The 15,759-nt window shown below is 37.1% G+C and carries 12 protein-coding genes and 1 other RNA gene; 5 read left to right on the top strand and 8 right to left on the bottom strand.

What is annotated here, in order from left to right:
* The first annotated feature begins 100 nt into the window (after positions 1-100).
* Positions 101-2,257, top strand: coding sequence for an NAD-dependent DNA ligase LigA (gene ligA, locus ME3_RS02650; protein WP_007476879.1), 2,157 nt, complete (start codon positions 101-103; stop codon positions 2,255-2,257).
* Between the two features lie 149 nt (positions 2,258-2,406).
* Here the strand turns inward: ligA and ME3_RS02655 are convergent, their stop codons facing one another.
* From ME3_RS02655 to ME3_RS02685, 8 genes are all read right to left on the bottom strand, one after another.
* Entirely contained in the window at positions 2,407-4,233 is a 1,827-nt protein-coding gene (locus tag ME3_RS02655; RefSeq protein WP_007476881.1) for an aminopeptidase P family protein, read from the bottom strand.
* 13 nt (positions 4,234-4,246) lie between these two features.
* Positions 4,247-5,116 (bottom strand): 50S ribosomal protein L11 methyltransferase, encoded by an 870-nt coding sequence (locus tag ME3_RS02660; protein WP_007476883.1) that lies wholly within the window; start codon positions 5,114-5,116, stop codon positions 4,247-4,249.
* 28 nt (positions 5,117-5,144) lie between these two features.
* Positions 5,145-5,726, bottom strand: coding sequence for an SCO family protein (locus ME3_RS02665; RefSeq protein ID WP_007476884.1), 582 nt, complete (start codon positions 5,724-5,726; stop codon positions 5,145-5,147).
* A 384-nt stretch (positions 5,727-6,110) separates the two neighbouring features.
* Positions 6,111-8,528, bottom strand: a complete 2,418-nt coding sequence (locus ME3_RS02670; RefSeq protein WP_007476886.1) for an ATP-dependent helicase — start codon at positions 8,526-8,528, stop codon at positions 6,111-6,113.
* Between the two features lie 322 nt (positions 8,529-8,850).
* Positions 8,851-9,075 (bottom strand): DUF4169 family protein, encoded by a 225-nt coding sequence (locus ME3_RS02675; protein WP_051011126.1) that lies wholly within the window; start codon positions 9,073-9,075, stop codon positions 8,851-8,853.
* Between the two features lie 8 nt (positions 9,076-9,083).
* On the bottom strand, positions 9,084-9,632 hold the full coding sequence (locus tag ME3_RS02680) for an SspB family protein (RefSeq protein WP_007476891.1): 549 nt from the start codon (positions 9,630-9,632) through the stop codon (positions 9,084-9,086).
* Positions 9,633-9,778: 146 nt separating this feature from the next.
* Positions 9,779-10,134, bottom strand: a transfer-messenger RNA (tmRNA) gene (gene ssrA / locus ME3_RS06815).
* 475 nt (positions 10,135-10,609) lie between these two features.
* A complete protein-coding gene (locus ME3_RS02685) occupies positions 10,610-11,917 on the bottom strand; it encodes an MFS family transporter (RefSeq protein WP_007476893.1) in 1,308 nt (435 codons plus the stop codon).
* A 186-nt stretch (positions 11,918-12,103) separates the two neighbouring features.
* On the opposite strand from ME3_RS02685, the gene ME3_RS02690 reads away from it, so the two are divergent.
* The 4 genes from ME3_RS02690 (at position 12,104) to hflC (ending at position 15,562) form a co-directional block, all read left to right on the top strand.
* Positions 12,104-12,898: a thymidylate synthase gene (locus ME3_RS02690; protein WP_007476895.1), complete on the top strand. Its 795-nt coding sequence runs from the start codon at positions 12,104-12,106 to the stop codon at positions 12,896-12,898.
* On the top strand, positions 12,895-13,404 hold the full coding sequence (locus tag ME3_RS02695; protein ID WP_007476896.1) for a dihydrofolate reductase: 510 nt from the start codon (positions 12,895-12,897) through the stop codon (positions 13,402-13,404). The genes ME3_RS02690 and ME3_RS02695 overlap by 4 nt, the downstream gene beginning before the upstream one ends.
* Positions 13,405-13,523: 119 nt before the next feature.
* On the top strand, positions 13,524-14,666 hold the full coding sequence (gene hflK, locus ME3_RS02700; protein ID WP_007476898.1) for an FtsH protease activity modulator HflK: 1,143 nt from the start codon (positions 13,524-13,526) through the stop codon (positions 14,664-14,666).
* Between the two features lie 2 nt (positions 14,667-14,668).
* The gene (gene hflC, locus ME3_RS02705; protein WP_007476899.1) at positions 14,669-15,562 is read left to right on the top strand and encodes a protease modulator HflC; all 894 of its coding nucleotides are present in this window, start codon (positions 14,669-14,671) and stop codon (positions 15,560-15,562) included.
* Positions 15,563-15,759 lie beyond the last annotated feature (197 nt).

The raw sequence follows: 15,759 nt of genomic DNA on the forward strand, positions 1-15,759 counted from the left end.
TGATTAAGAATACAGGCGAATATATATTTGTTTGAATTCTATTGATAACAAAGAATTGAGATTCATATAATTATAAATTGCACGGCTTGGAATAAAGTATATGGACAAAAATGCGGTTAAAAATCTTACTGCTCTTGAAGCGGCAAGTGAGTTAGAGTGGTTAGCAAAAGAAATCGCACGTCATGATGTTCTTTATAATAATAATGATCAACCTGAGATTTCTGATGCACAATATGATGCTCTTCGTCGTCGCAATACGGAAATTGAAACTCTATTTCCTGAATTAATTCGTGCAGATTCCCCTTCGTATAAAATTGGTGCACCAGTTTCAGAAAAATTTGAAAAATCTGTTCATGCACAGGCGATGCTTTCTCTTGATAATGCGTTTAATGTTGAAGATGTCAGTGAATTTATTGAGCGTGTTCGCCGTTTTTTAAAATTTCCATCAACACAGACATTAGAAATGACGGCTGAACCAAAGATTGATGGCTTATCTTTATCTTTGCGTTATGAGCAAGGGAAACTTGTGTGTGCTGCAACGCGTGGTGATGGGTATACAGGTGAAAATGTAACTGCAAATGCACGAACAATTTTTGATATTCCAAAGGTTTTACAGGGTGAATTTCCTGATATTATTGAAGTTCGTGGTGAAGTTTATATAAGGCAAGAGGATTTTCAAGTACTCAATATTAACCAGCAAAAAGAAGGAAAATTAGCTTTTGCAAATCCTAGAAATGCAGCGGCTGGCTCTCTACGCCAGCTTGATTCACGGATAACTGCTAGCAGAAAGCTTAAATTTTTTGCTTATGCTTGGGGTGAGGTGAGTGAAATGCCGGCTAAAAGCCAAATGGAGATGGTGAATAAGCTAAAAGAATATGGCTTTGTTATTAATCCATTTACAAAAGTTTTCGAAAAAGTAGAAGATCTTATCTCATATTATCATTTTATTGAAGAACAGCGGCAATCTTTAAGCTATGATATTGATGGGGTTGTTTATAAGGTTAATGATTTAGGGTTACAAATGCGTTTGGGATTTGTATCTCGTTCACCACGTTGGGCAATTGCACATAAATTTCCATCAGAAAAAGCTACAGCACTTTTAGAAGGTATTGATATTCAAGTAGGCCGAACTGGAGCACTAACGCCAGTTGCACGCCTTGCGCCTATCACTGTAGGTGGGGTTGTGGTTACCAACGCAACTTTACATAACGAGGATTATATTAAAGGGGTTGGTCGTAAAGGTGAACCAATCCGTGAGGGGCGCGATATCCGTGTAGGTGATACAGTGATTGTACAGCGTGCTGGTGATGTGATTCCTCAGATTGTTGATATTATTTCTAGCAAGCGTCCAAAAGACGCAATTCCTTTCGTTTTTCCTCATTATTGTCCTGCTTGTGGGAGTCATGCTGTTCGTGAAGTAGGTGAGGCAGTGTGGCGATGCACAGGTGGGCTTATTTGTTCGGCACAAGTGATTGAGCGTATTCGTCATTTTGTTTCACGTAATGCTTTTGATATTGAGGGGCTTGGTAAAAAACAGGTGGAATTTTTCTTTAATATTCAAGATGAAACGCTTTGTATCCGTTCACCGGTTGATATTTTCACTTTAGAGGAACGCCAAAAAAAAGCTTTGACACGTTTGGAAAATATAGAGGGTTTTGGCAGTCTTTCTGTCCGCAAGCTTTTTGACGCTATTAATGCACGTCGAGAAATTCCTTTAAGTCGTTTTTTGTTTGCATTAGGTATTCGTCATGTTGGTGAAGTTAATGCACAACGTCTTGCACGTGTTTATCGAAATTATGCTGCTTTTGAAGCTGCTATAATGGCAGCTATTGTGCCACATGATAAGGCAGATGAAGGTAATGAGGAGTGGACAGACCTGATCAGTATTGAAGGGATTGGAGTTCGTGTTGGCAGAGCAATTATTGATTTTTATCAAGAAGCACATAACCGTGATGTGTTATCAGCCTTGCTTCAAGAAGTGACACCTCTCCCTGAGGAAGCTATTGCAACAGATTATTCGCCAATAGCAGGAAAAATAATTGTTTTTACGGGAACTTTAATGTCTATGTCGCGAGATGAAGCAAAAGCATTAGCAGAGCGGTTAGGTGCCAAAACATCTGGTTCTATTTCTAAAAAGACTGATCTTCTTATTGCAGGGCTTGGAGCGGGGACAAAATTGACCAAAGCAAAAGAGTTAGGTGTTGAGGTTATCGATGAAGATAACTGGTCCCAGTTGATTAAAGAGTATTATATTTAAATTTTTTTGATGATATATTCCAATTCGTTACCCTTTGTACAATTATAATTTATAGTTTTTTATCTCTGCTTACGAGAAGTACGCATTTGTTTTTCCAAAATGCTAAAAAGAACGCTTTGATAACAGAATAAATGTGTACTTTTATTCAATTAAAGAGGCATTGTGGCTTCTTTTGCCCATTTTTTTTCTTCTGTACTAAGATAAGGTGCATTCACTTTATAAACGTGCGCATGATAGTCATTAAGCCATTGTCGCTCTTGAGTTGTCAGAAGCTCTGGTAGGATTAGCCGTTGATCAATAGGGCAATTTGTGAGTGTTTCAAATGATAGCATGTCTATATCGCCAGAAGTAATTTTTTGTGCAGGTTTCACAATCATCAAATTTTCAATACGAATGCCAAAAGCTCCTTCACGGTAATATCCTGGTTCATTAGAAATAATCATTCCGGGAATGAGTTCTTGACTTCCGTAACGTGAAAGATTTTGTGGACCTTCATGAACAGAGAGGTAAGAGCCAACTCCATGGCCGGTACCATGTGCATAATCAAAACCAGCTTTCCATAAAAAGATACGTGCTAGAACATCAATATCTTGTCCGCGTGTACCTTTTGGAAATCGTGCGGTTGAAAGAGCAATCATACCTTTAAGAACAAGAGTAAAACAGCGTTTTTCTTCTTCTCCAATAAGGCCAATTGCTATTGTACGTGTGACATCTGTTGTGCCGTTGCGATATTGTCCACCTGAATCAACAAGATAAAGCTCACCGGCATTGAGTGATTTGTTTGTTTCAGTCGTTACGCGATAATGAACAATTGCACCATTTGCGCCTGCTGCTGAAATCGTATCAAAGGAAAGGTCTTCGAGTTTTGTTCCCATTTTTTTTGCTGTTATTATACGAAATTCTTCTAATTTTTGTGCGGCAGAAATTTCACTAATTGTGCCTGGCGTTTGTTTATCCAACCAAGCAAAAAAGCGGGTAAGTGATACACCATCGCACAAATGAGCTTTACGTGCACCGTCTAATTCTGTGCTATTTTTTATAGCACGTGGCAAGGCAGCTGGGTCAGTAAGCGTAATGAAAGAATTATTTTCATCTTCAATAATAGTACGCAATTTTTCGCATGTTCGCAGTGGATCTAAAGCAAAAATCATTCCTTTTTGAACATGATCTTTGATCTTTAGAATGAGTTTTTCCGGTTCATATAATTTTACGTATTGTTTTAGATAGTTTTTCTGTTCTAAACTAAGTTTTTTGCTATCAATAAATAAGGACGACGTTTCTTTGGTTGAAATGAGAGCAAAACAAAGGGCAAAAGGTGTGTTGGAGACATCATTGCCCCGTATATTGAATGTCCATGCAATGGAAGCAGGATCTGTGAAAATAAAAGCATTCGCTCCGGCTTGCTGTATGTTTTCATAAATTAATGCTAATTTTTCATCGGCTTTACATCCTGCATATTCAAGAGGATGAATTGATAAAGCAGTTTGCGGTAATTGTGGTTGGTCTTGCCAAATAAGGTCAATAGGATTGGCTTTGGTTGCTATAAGCTTTCCTCCTACTTTAAATTCTAATGCTTTTCTTAATGTGGCGGTAGCAGCAATAGTATGAAGCCATGGGTCAAAGCCAATGGAAAGTTTGTGCCCATTTTCTTCTAACCATTGTGAGGGTGAGCAAGCCATCAGATCTTCATAATCAAAAATCTGAGGATCAGTTTGCTGGCGGACTTGGAGTGTATAACGCCCGTCTGTAAATATAATAGCTTTATTTTTTAAAATTAATGCCATACCAGCAGATCCAGTAAAACCAGTTAGCCAGCTAAGGCGCTGAGCGTGCGGTGGAATATACTCTCCTTGATGTTCATCTGCTCTTGGTACAAGAAAACCATCTAGCCCTATACGTTCGAGTTCTTGACGAAGGGCAAAAATACGCTCTGCAGCATGGGTTGGATTTGTTATAACATCAAAAGATTGATACACACGATGTCCTTTTTTATTTGAAATGTAAAGTAACCCATCCTTGGCGGTGGTATGTTTTAATATGTTGTAAGCCTTGTTTTACATAAGCTTGTAAAACATGGTTATGCTGTTCTTCAAGGATACCCGATAATATAATAGATCCATTTTTTTGCAAAGCTTGGGTCATTTCTTGTGCAAGTTCGATAAGAGGGCCGGCGAGGATATTAGCAACTATGAGGTCAAAGGGTGCATGTGATGCAATTGTATCATGATTAAAGCCCGTTGCTGTAATAGCTGTGATATATCTTTTAACACCATTGAGTTTAATATTGTGTTGTGCAATTTGAACAGCAATTGGATCGCTATCAGATGCAAGTATAGAAATGGGTTTAAGCATTGCCATACCAATGGCTAATACGCCACTCCCTGTACCAAGATCGAGAGCATTTTGCGGATTTTCAGTTTGCATAATTTTGGTGATCATTTCTAAACAACCAGATGTTGTTTCATGGTGACCTGTACCAAAAGCTTGATTGGCTTCAATTTCAATTGGCAAAACATCAGGTGGGATATTTTTTCGGTCATGACTTCCATAAAGAAAGAAAGGACCTGCATATACAGGTTTTAGCCCTTTAAGACTTTGTTGGACCCAGTCAATATCAGGTAAAATTTCTATATTAATTTTATTAGAGTCTAGAGCAAGAATATCTGCAAAGCGTTTGTACGCACTGTTTTGGTTTTCCTTGTCAACATAAAGTGACAGTTCATAAATAGCGTTTTTTTCATCTATTTCTACCAAAGCAAGAGGATATCCTTCTTCCTCAAAGGCTTCTTCCATAAGAGTATAAAACTGCTCTGCCTCGTCTTTGAGGGCTGTACAGAATAGACGAATTTGTTGAGACATATTTTTTCTTTATTAAACGCTTTTTAATTTAGTTTGAAATGAGCTTTTTAAGCCGTTTAATGGCAATATCATCTTTTAATTGATTTTCATTTTCTTCAGTATTGTAAGGAATAATACCAGCTAGTTTTCCACCTTTTTTAAGCAAGAAAATTGCAGCTGTATGATCGTAAGTATAGTTACCATTTGTTCCGGGCACTTTTTCTGCAACAATGTTGAAAGAAGATACCATTTTATGGACTTTTTCAGGATCTCCACTTATACCAATAATATTGTTGGTAAAATTGCTTAAATAATCACGTAGTACTTCTGGTGTATCACGTTCAGGATCGACAGTTATAAACCATATACCTAATTTATCAGCGTTAGGGCCAATTTCTGTAAGCCACCGATCAAGATCTGTCAATGTAGTAGGGCAACTTTCAGGGCACATGGTGAAACCGAAAAAAATTGCTGAAGGTTTACTTCTAATATCAGCTTCAGTAACAGTTTGGCCATTGGAATCGATGAGTGTAAAATCATCACCGAGTGGCTTATTTTTCCACGCATCATAAGTAAAAACGCCAGCGAGAAATATGATTGTTAACCCAAAGATGTACATTACATTTTTCATAGCTTAACCTCTTTGAATTTTATAGCTTAATTTTAAAGCATCAGGAGTGCTATAATGCTGACAGATTAGTTTTGCAATCTTTGTTTCAACATTACGAAGCGTGATTTGTGCTGTAAGTTTCATAAAAGAATATAGATCATAAAATTATCATATCACCAATGAGTAATAATGAGCAATGAAGTGTTGTATTTTCTATGTGAGGGGTAATTTTATTATCTAAAATCAGCATGCTGTTTTATTGTTTTGTAATGCAAAACAACTGATATGAGATGAATAAATTTTAAAAAAATTTTAGAGGCTGTAAAAATTATTCTGATATTAAACGGTAATAAAATTGCGTAAAGCCAGTTATTTGGAAATAAGCGTGCTAATGGTTTTTTGTCGTTAAGCTTTAGTTACAAAGTCATCGAGAACACGTTTTTCACCGGCTTTATCAAACAAAATAGTCAATTTATTACCACCTATTGCTGAAATATGACCATAACCAAATTTGATATGAAAAACGCGATCATTAATTGAAAAAGCTGATGGTGTATCAGACGCAGATTGAGAGATGCCTTTTTTTTCAATATTTTTTTCCTGATGAAATTGAATGGGACTAAAATCTAAATCACTATTTTCATAATCAGTTTTCTTAATATAACCGGATAATTGTGAGCTCCAATTATTATGTCTTGCTTCTGTTTGATTTTTGTGTGCACTCTTCCACCCTAGTTTTGAGTACTGACCGTAACCACCATAAGATGTTTCATTTTCTAGCACTTCTATATGTTCTCTTGGCAATTCATCTAGAAAACGGGAGGGAAGGGTAGATTGCCAAAGCCCATGAATGCGTCGATTAGAGACAAACCATATATGCAGATTTTGTTGTGCTCTTGTTAGACCTACATAAGCAAGCCTGCGTTCTTCTTCTAGTCCTGCACGGCCACCTTCATCTAGTGAGCGTTGATTTGGAAAAAGTCCTTCTTCCCAACCAGGAAGGAAAACTGTTTTAAATTCAAGCCCCTTAGCTGAATGAAGGGTCATAATATTAACTGCATCCATATTTTCATTATGTTCAACATCCATGACCAATGAAACATGTTCTAAAAAACTGTGAAGATTTTCAAATTGTTCCATAGAACGAATCATTTCTTTAAGATTTTCTAGACGTGTTGGTGCTTCTGGCGAACGATCTTCTTGCCACATTTCCAGGTAGCCTGAATCATTAAGAATCATTTCAGTAAGCTCTGTAAGTGGTGTACGTTGTGATAGGTTTTGCCAGCGATGGAAGTCTTCAATAATGTTGCGTAAAGCGTTTCGTGCTTTAGGTTTTAGTTCATCCGTTTCGATTATTTCAATAGCAGCAGAAAAGAGAGAGATAGCGCGTGCACGTGCGTTATTATGAAGGTGGCGTAATGTTGTCTCTCCTAAGCCACGTTTGGGTGTATTAATAATGCGTTCAAAAGCTAAATCATCAGAAGGTTGAGCAACAACACGCAAGTAGGCCAAGGCATCACGTATTTCCATTCGTTCATAAAAACGCGGCCCTCCAACGACACGATAGTTAAGACCAAGTGTTATAAAACGTTCTTCAAATGCGCGCATTTGAAATGATGCTCGCACTAATATAGCCATATCATTTAACAAATGCCCAGATTGTTGTGCTTGTTCAATTTCTTTCGCAATGGCACGTGCTTCTTCTTCCGAGTCCCACGCAGCATGGACTTTTACTTTTTTTTCTTTGTTGTTTATTTTATCTGAGAAAAGTGTTTTTCCAAGTCTTCCCTGGTTGTGAGAAATGAAATGAGAAGCCGTTTTAAGAATATGCGATGTAGAACGATAATTGCGCTCTAAACGGATGATTTTTGCAGGAGGAAAGTCTTGTTCAAAGCGTAATATGTTATCAACTTTAGCACCACGCCATCCGTAAATAGATTGATCATCATCGCCAACACAGCAAAGATTAACCTCCCGCCTTGAAGATTGTTGCGCTAAAAGACGAAGCCAAAGATATTGCGCTGTATTCGTGTCTTGATATTCATCCACAAGAATATAGCGAAATTTACCATGATATTCATGAAGAATATCTGGATTATGTTGGAAGATATTAATGGAATGAAGCAAAAGATCACCAAAATCACAAGCATTGAGACTTTTTAACCGATCCTGATAGCTGTGGTAGAGTTCACGCCCCATACCTTTAGCAAAGGAATAGGAATCACTTTTTGAAATATGATCTGGTAAAAGCCCTTGATTTTTCCAAGCATCAATCATTGTTGCCAAACTACGTGCCGACCAGCGCTTGTCATCTAAACCTGCGGCTTGAATGAGCTGTTTTAGAAGACGAACAACGTCGTCAGTATCAAGAATGGTAAAATTGCTTTTTAAGTCGATAAGTTCTGCATGGCGGCGTAAAATTTTTGCACCGATGGAATGAAACGTTCCAAGCCACGGCATACCTTCAATAGCTTCACCAACAAGTTCAGCAATACGGGTTTTCATTTCACGCGCTGCTTTATTTGTAAAAGTAATCGCTAATATTTGCTTAGGGTGGGCAAGACCAAGGTGCAAAATATGAAAAATGCGTGTGGTAAGAACACGTGTTTTTCCCGTGCCAGCCCCGGCAAGAACTAACAGAGGCCCTTCTGTGTTTATGACAGCTTCTCGTTGTTCTGGGTTAAGTTTTTCCAAATATTCGGGCTCGTATTGTGCTTTTTCTTTTGCTATTATAGCGCCGGGAGTTAATTCAGAATTATTTTCAGGCTTATGGGGGAGCTCTTCATCTTCAAAAAATGGTACGTGATTAGAAAAGTCATTCATTATATTTTTTATGTATTATTTTTTTGATTGAAACGCTAGTTTTAAAATTCTTCTCGGGGAAAATCTCAACATTTTTAGGTGAATGAGTTTATAAAAATAACAGAAACGAAACAAAAGCAGTATTAAAACTGTTAGGTGAGAGATTATAAAGTACGGTAAAACACATAATAAAACTGAAATATTAAATTTTCAGTCTTTTATTTTCAATATTAAGGGTCATTAAATATAAAAATTATTTTTTTTGCGAACTATTTTTTATCTCTGAAATGGTTATTCTAAAAATCTACTTGTAAAAAGCTTATCAATATAAGCGAATAGTTTTTTATGAGCTGTTTTTGACCAAACATTTATTTTCCTCTTTTTTCTCATCATTGTTAGATAGATGGTTTTGATCAAGAAATTTTTGAGTTTTTAAAAGTTCTTTTTTATCAAAAAGTTTCTCAAGTTTTGTTCGTCCAAAACGATAACGATTTTCCTCTGCACGAGTAATTTGCTCAATACGTTTCTGCTGTTTTCGAAATTGGCGAAGGTTAATCACTTTAGTCATGGACAGATTCATTTATTTTTTCGAAAAGAGTCTAAAGAAACAACATCAGCACTTTGTTTGGTATCATTGTTTGAAGGTTCTTTATCCATTTTGAGATTCTGTGTTTTTATGAGCTCATTTTCTGTTTTTTGTTTGTTTAAAGAAATATCGGATGTATGTAGAGCACTTTCTGGATTTTCATTTTCTTCAGAGGCGGGATTAGCGGGCAAATCAAATGCCGCTTCAAATGCCGCTATAGGGTCATAAAAAACTTGAATGGAGGCAAAAGGAATAATTAATTTTTCAGTAATTTCTCCAAAGGATAAAGTGACTTCAAAAGCGGTTTCTGATACGTTCAAGTCTCTAAATTGATGTTGTAATACGATTGTCATTTGATCAGGATAACGACTTTTGAGTCGAGAAGAAATTTTGACTGCTGGTGCTTTTGTTGAAAAGGTAATAAAAAAGTGATGATTACCCGGAAGACCTGCTTTAGCGACTTCTAGCAAAACTTTGCGGATAACTCCACGGAGCGCATCCTGAACGAGAATATCGTAACGGATTTGATCTTGAACCATTGAAGTTTATTCCTTTTAATTTATGCAGTTATTGAAGTGCAAGTAATATAGTGCAAGCGAAATATTTCTTTAAGCTGGCAATATTTTTCTACCACATATTTGATAATAATTCATATATCTTGTCGATCAAAATAAATACTTATAAAAGTGAAGGCTTCTGTTGCCAGGTGCCTCCGAACCCCGCTTAAACCTGCGACGGTTTAAGGCTTAATTTGAAGCCTTCGCACTGCTTAAGCAGCGAGACGTACTTCCGCATAGTTGTCGTTTGCAACTACTAATTTAGTCCGATGACGGTGGTACAATGCCGAGTAAAAGAGCAATCTTTACACCCTTGTCGATCCTATTTCGCCCCCACCAAAGTATAAACTTTGTTGATTATATTTTGGTGGAGGCGCCGGGTACCGCCCCCGGGTCCAATGAGTTTATTCCATTGTCCATTTATTACCATAGCTGGAAAACCAACACTTTAAATATAGATGAAGAACAGTCTTTGGGAAAGAGGGAATTGTTAATATTTTAAATCTTTTCATTATTGATAGGTTTCAAGATTTTATAATGTGATTGTAAAGTGTAATTATTCATTCTTAGTTTTATGTATGAAATGACATATTATTTAGTAGGGTAACTTATATAAAACGATTTTGATGAGGTAGGCTAAAAAAATGCTTAGATATCGCTTAGCTTTGACTATAGGTAACTAAATGCAGCCACTTTCTGCTGGATAAAAGAGAGTGTGAAGTGAACGCAAAACTTATTGGATGATAAAAACAAAACACTGAAACGGCTATTCCAAAAGCGATGGTATGATATTGAGAAATTGTGAAAAATTATACAGCTTTTTATTATAGTTACTAAAAAAGCAAATGCACTTGATAAAATTTGAGATTTTAGCGTCAAACTATAAACTATTTTATACAGTCAAAAAAAGCCCGAGAAAACTGGGCTTTTTAAATTGATGTTTTTAAAAAATGAAAAGCTTACTGGATTTCATCTTTTTGAAGATATCCATTTTTTCGAGGATCTGGCATCAAAACAATTGCGATGAATGCAATTATCATCATGCCGGTTATATAAAAATAGAAGACGGATCCATATCCAATATCTTTTAATCCAAGTGCTACAGATTCGGCAGAACCACCAAATAGCGCGTTAGCAATGGCGTAAGATAAACCAACCCCTATTGCACGAACTGAAGAAGGGAACATGTCTGCCTTTATAATACCAGAAATGGATGTGTAGAAACTTAGAATGCATAGCATTCCAATAATAATTGATAAGGCAACCCACATATTATTGGTGTTACCAATTATCTTAAGTCCGGGAATGGTGAAAATGATAGATAAAAGACTCCACATAAAGAGTGAAGCTTTTGTTCCAATTTTGTCAGCTAAAGCACCAAATGCTGGCTGGAATAACATAAAAACAAAAAGAGCTATTGTCATTATGGTTGTAGCTGTGTGTTTGTCAAACCCGCTGGTAGTGATCAAATACTTTTGCATATAAGTTGTATAGGTATAAAATGTGAGTGATCCTCCAGCTGTAAAACCAATAACCAAAAAGAAAGCTTTTCTATGGTTGCGCAGAAGTTCCATAAGGCTACCTGCTTGTTTTTTTAAACGACTTTCTTCAGTGGTTGTTTCATGGAGAGTACGACGTAAAAAAATCGCAACAATCGCTGCTAGTCCACCAATGGCAAATGGAATACGCCACCCCCACGCTTTTAACTGATCTTCTGTAAGATAAAGTGCCAGAATAAATATAACAAGGCTAGCTAGAAGCTGACCACCAATCAGTGTAGTATATTGGAAAGAACTAAAGAAGCCCCGGTGATTTTTAAGAGCAACTTCACTCATATAAGTTGCTGTCGTACCGTATTCACCGCCAACAGAAAGTCCTTGAAGCATACGAAGTAAGAGAAGAAGAACTGCTGCTGTTGCTCCGATAGTTTCGTATGTGGGAAGTATAGCAATTAAAAATGAACCTCCGCACATCATAAAAACAGAAATAAGCATTGAACGTTTGCGGCCATAACGGTCAGCGATATAACCAAAAAGCCATCCACCAATTGGGCGCATAAGAAAACCAATAAAAAAGATTGCGGCAGTTTTTAAGAGTTGGGCAACAACATCACCATCTGAGGGAAAAAATTGCGACGCAAAGTAAATAGAAGCAAAGGAGTAAACATAAAAGTCATACCATTCTACCAGATTACCTGATGCACTAGATACAATAGATATAATACGTTTTTTTGTATCATGTGCTGCTAAAGTTACATTATTTTCCATATTATCCCTCTTGAGTTCATATTGGCTTATTTCCTTTTACAGTATTTTATCTTTTACGTCATCAAAATTTAGATTACATAATAATAATTTCCTGTGAAAGGTGCTTTTTGGTTTATTTAAATTGTGTTTTTATGAATTTTGGAATTTCAGTTTCCTGTAATAAGTAGAATCAGCCATAATACTTTTATGAAAGTTTATCTTGATCTTTTATCCCATGTTTTAAGTAACGGTGTTGATCGTTTAGATAGGACAGGTGTGGGAACGCGATCGATTTTTGGATATCAGATGCGATTTAATTTGCAAGCAGGATTTCCACTTTTAACAACAAAAAAGTTGCATTTGCGTTCAATTATTTATGAGCTTTTGTGGTTTCTTAAAGGCGATACAAATATTGCGTGGCTAAAGGAACATGGCGTATCTATTTGGGATGAATGGGCCGATAAAGATGGAAATCTTGGTCCTATTTATGGTTTTCAGTGGCGTTCTTGGCCTACACCTGATGGGCATTATATTGATCAAATCAATAATCTTTTAGATATGATTAACACAAATCCTGATTCGCGCCGTTTGATTGTATCAGCATGGAATCCTGCATTAATAGAGGAAATGGCTTTACCACCTTGCCATTGTTTATTCCAATTTTATGTTTCTGATGGCAAATTGTCATGCCAACTTTATCAGCGTTCGGCAGATATTTTTTTAGGGGTTCCATTCAACATTGCTTCTTATGCGTTATTAACGATGATGGTTGCTCAAGTTACTGGTTTGAAAGTGGGAGATTTTATTCACACTCTTGGCGATGCTCACCTTTATGTTAACCATTTTGAACAGGCAAAACAGCAATTATCCCGTACACCGGGTGTTTTACCTGTGATGTTTATAAATCCAGAGATAGCAGATCTTTTTTCTTTTAAATTTGAAGATTTTAACTTGCTTAATTATGAAGCTCAACCTCATATCAAAGCGCCGGTGGCAGTATGAAGCTTCCAGTTTATTTAATTGCGGCTGTTGCTCAAAATGGTGTTATCGGTTGTGAAGGCACAATGCCTTGGCGTTTATCAACAGATTTGCAGCGTTTTAAGGCTTTGACTTTGGGTAAGCCCATTATTATGGGGCGGAAAACTTGGGATTCTCTTGGGCGTCCCTTACCAGGGCGCACAAATATTGTAATTACGCGCAATCATACTTTTACAGCTGAAGGTGCTGTTATCGCTTACTCTTTGTCTCAAGCTTGTGGTATAGCAGAAGAGGTGGCCACTCAAAATGGTGTAGATGCAGTTTTTATTATTGGGGGTGGTGAAATTTTTCAACAAGGATTAGTGATTGCTCATAAAATATTCTTAACAGAAATTTTTGCATCTATTGAAGGTGATAGTTTTTTTCCCATTTTTGATAAAGAAAAGTGGACTATTATTGAAACACAATATATTCCACAAGGAGACAAAGACAATTATCCGACGCGTTTTGTAATTTATGAACGGCAGTAGCCATTTAAATGAAAGAATTTATAGATTGATTGTAAACAGGTCATAGACCTTCTATAAGGTCAATGGTTAAGTTTTGAAAATGGTTGGTTGTGATTCATAGCACTATTAAAGAGGTGATGATGCCCTGGACAAATCAAAATGGCAATGGCCCATGGGGCGGCGATAGAAATAAACTTGGTGGTGATAAAAAATTACCACCTAAGAATCCTTTCGGTTCTGGTGGCAATAGCGGTGGTGATAATGGCTCTAATATTGATGATATTCTGCGTAAGGGGCAGCATCAGCTTAAGCAGTTTGGTGAGAGCGGTATTTTCATTGTGTTAGTTTTGTTTGCTATTCTTTTTTGGTTATTTCAGTCTATTTATATTGTGCAGCAAAATGAACAGGCAGTAGAATTGCGCTTTGGTGTTCCTAAAACAGGCGTCGTTGGTGATGGTTTGCATTTTCATTTTTGGCCAATTGAAACCTATATGAAAGTGCCTTTAACGGAGAAAACAATTGCGATTGGTAGCCAGTCTAATCAGGCACAACAAAGTGAAGGTTTGATGCTTTCAAGCGACCAAAATATTGTTAATGTAAATTTTTCTGTATATTATAGGATTTCAAATCCTAGCCAATTTTTATTTAATGTGAGCGATCAAGAAGGAACAGTACGTCAGGTTGCTGAGAGTGCAATGCGCGAAGTGATTGGTTCACGACCTGTTGATGATGTTTTACGCGATAAGAAAGAAGAAGTGGCTGATGATGTCAGAAAGATTATTCAGTTAACTGCAAATAAATATCAACTTGGTGTAGAAATAAACCGTGTATCAATTAGTGAGGCTGCTCCCCCTACTAAAGTTGCTGCTGCGTTTAACTCTGTCCAACAAGCAGAGCAGGAACGTGGGCGGATGATTGAGGAGGGTAATCGTGTGCGTTTTACTAAGATTGGCTTAGCTAATGGTGAAGCTTCACGCACACGGGAAATTGCAAAAGGTGAAAAAGCACGGATGATTGAAGAAGCAACAGGGCGTGCTCAACATTTTCAAGCTATAGCTCGTGAGGCTGCAATTGCGCCTGAGGCTGTTCGCTACCGTTTTTATATGGAAACAATGGGGCGTATTCTTTCTTCACCTAATAAATTAGTTTTGAATCAAACAGATTCTCCAGCAATACCTTATTTACCACTGAATGAATTGTTGCGTAATTCATCAGAAAAAACAGCGACAACATCAACACATTCCTCATTATTATTGGGGCCTAGTGTTTCTGGAGGGCGTTAATTATGCAGCAATTTCGTTTCTTTTTTATTTTGGGTATTATAGTATTTGCTCTTATTACTTTATGGGCATCTATTTTTATTGTTTATCCTCGTCAGCAGGTGGCGATTAAGCGTTTTGGACAGATCGTTAAAGTAGAATCTAATCCTGGTATCTATTTTAAGGTCCCTTTTTTGGATCAGACAGTTATTATTGATAACCGGCTGTTGCGTTATGATTTGCCTACACAATCTGTGCAAGTGCGTGGTGGTGCCTATTATGAAGTAGATGCATTCTTTATCTATTGCATTACAGATCCTAAGTTGTTCTTGCAACGCATTGCATCGGGCCGTCCACACATTGCTGCGCGTGAAAATCTTGCACCACGTTTTATTGATGCTTTGCGCGCTGTTTACGGTAAACGAGAATTCAAAGCAGCTTTATCGGACGAACGTGGAGCAATGATGGCTGAGGTACAACGACAATTTTCTGTGGATGCAGGTTCGTTGGGTATTACTATTGTTGATGTGCGTATTCGTAAAACCGATTTAACTGATGCTGTTTCTGAAGATGTATATCGACAAATGGCGGCTGAACGTGAGGCAGCTGCGGAAAATATTCGTGCTCGTGGTCAACAAGAGAGAGATCGTATTGTGGCAGAAGCTAACCGTGAATATGAAGAAATTGTAGCAGCAGCAAAACGTGATGCTGAAATTACACGTGGTGAAGGGCAGGCTGAAAGTATTCGTCTTTTATTAAATGCTAGAAAAACCAATCCATCGTTTTATGATTTTTGGTTGGCAATGGAGCAGTATAAGAATTTGGAGCAAACTTCGATGGTGATTTCATCAAAGGAGGATTTCTTTTTCTATTTCCGTAATTTACCGCAAACAAAATCAAATGTTAGCACTGATGGTTGATATGGGGTAATAAAACTGATAAAAAATGAAGAAATAGATCACAGCTGTGGGCTTTGCTTTTTCATTAAAAGCTTAACGTGTGGCCATTTTCTTTTATGATGAAGTTTGTATGGTATTGTAATGGACATGTTAGTTTTGCAGAAATGAATTTAATAATGCTTTTTTCGGCATTAAGCAGACGCATGTTATAGGTAGAA

The sequence above is a fragment of the Bartonella melophagi K-2C genome, from assembly GCF_000278255.1.
GTDB lineage: Bacteria > Pseudomonadota > Alphaproteobacteria > Rhizobiales > Rhizobiaceae > Bartonella > Bartonella melophagi.

Excerpts from the sequence above, each read along its gene's own strand:
- ME3_RS02670 (WP_007476886.1), bottom strand. The coding sequence starts at position 8,528 with ATGAATGACTTTTCTAATCACGTACCATTTTTTGAAGATGAAGAGCTC.
- ME3_RS02660 (WP_007476883.1), bottom strand. The coding sequence starts at position 5,116 with ATGTCTCAACAAATTCGTCTATTCTGTACAGCCCTCAAAGACGAGGCA.
- ME3_RS02690 (WP_007476895.1), top strand. The coding sequence starts at position 12,104 with ATGAAAGTTTATCTTGATCTTTTATCCCATGTTTTAAGTAACGGTGTT.
- ME3_RS02695 (WP_007476896.1), top strand. The coding sequence starts at position 12,895 with ATGAAGCTTCCAGTTTATTTAATTGCGGCTGTTGCTCAAAATGGTGTT.
- ligA (WP_007476879.1), top strand. The coding sequence starts at position 101 with ATGGACAAAAATGCGGTTAAAAATCTTACTGCTCTTGAAGCGGCAAGT.
- hflK (WP_007476898.1), top strand. The coding sequence starts at position 13,524 with ATGCCCTGGACAAATCAAAATGGCAATGGCCCATGGGGCGGCGATAGA.
- ME3_RS02680 (WP_007476891.1), bottom strand. The coding sequence starts at position 9,632 with ATGGTTCAAGATCAAATCCGTTACGATATTCTCGTTCAGGATGCGCTC.
- hflC (WP_007476899.1), top strand. The coding sequence starts at position 14,669 with ATGCAGCAATTTCGTTTCTTTTTTATTTTGGGTATTATAGTATTTGCT.
- ME3_RS02685 (WP_007476893.1), bottom strand. The coding sequence starts at position 11,917 with ATGGAAAATAATGTAACTTTAGCAGCACATGATACAAAAAAACGTATT.
- ME3_RS02675 (WP_051011126.1), bottom strand. The coding sequence starts at position 9,075 with ATGACTAAAGTGATTAACCTTCGCCAATTTCGAAAACAGCAGAAACGT.
- ME3_RS02665 (WP_007476884.1), bottom strand. The coding sequence starts at position 5,726 with ATGAAAAATGTAATGTACATCTTTGGGTTAACAATCATATTTCTCGCT.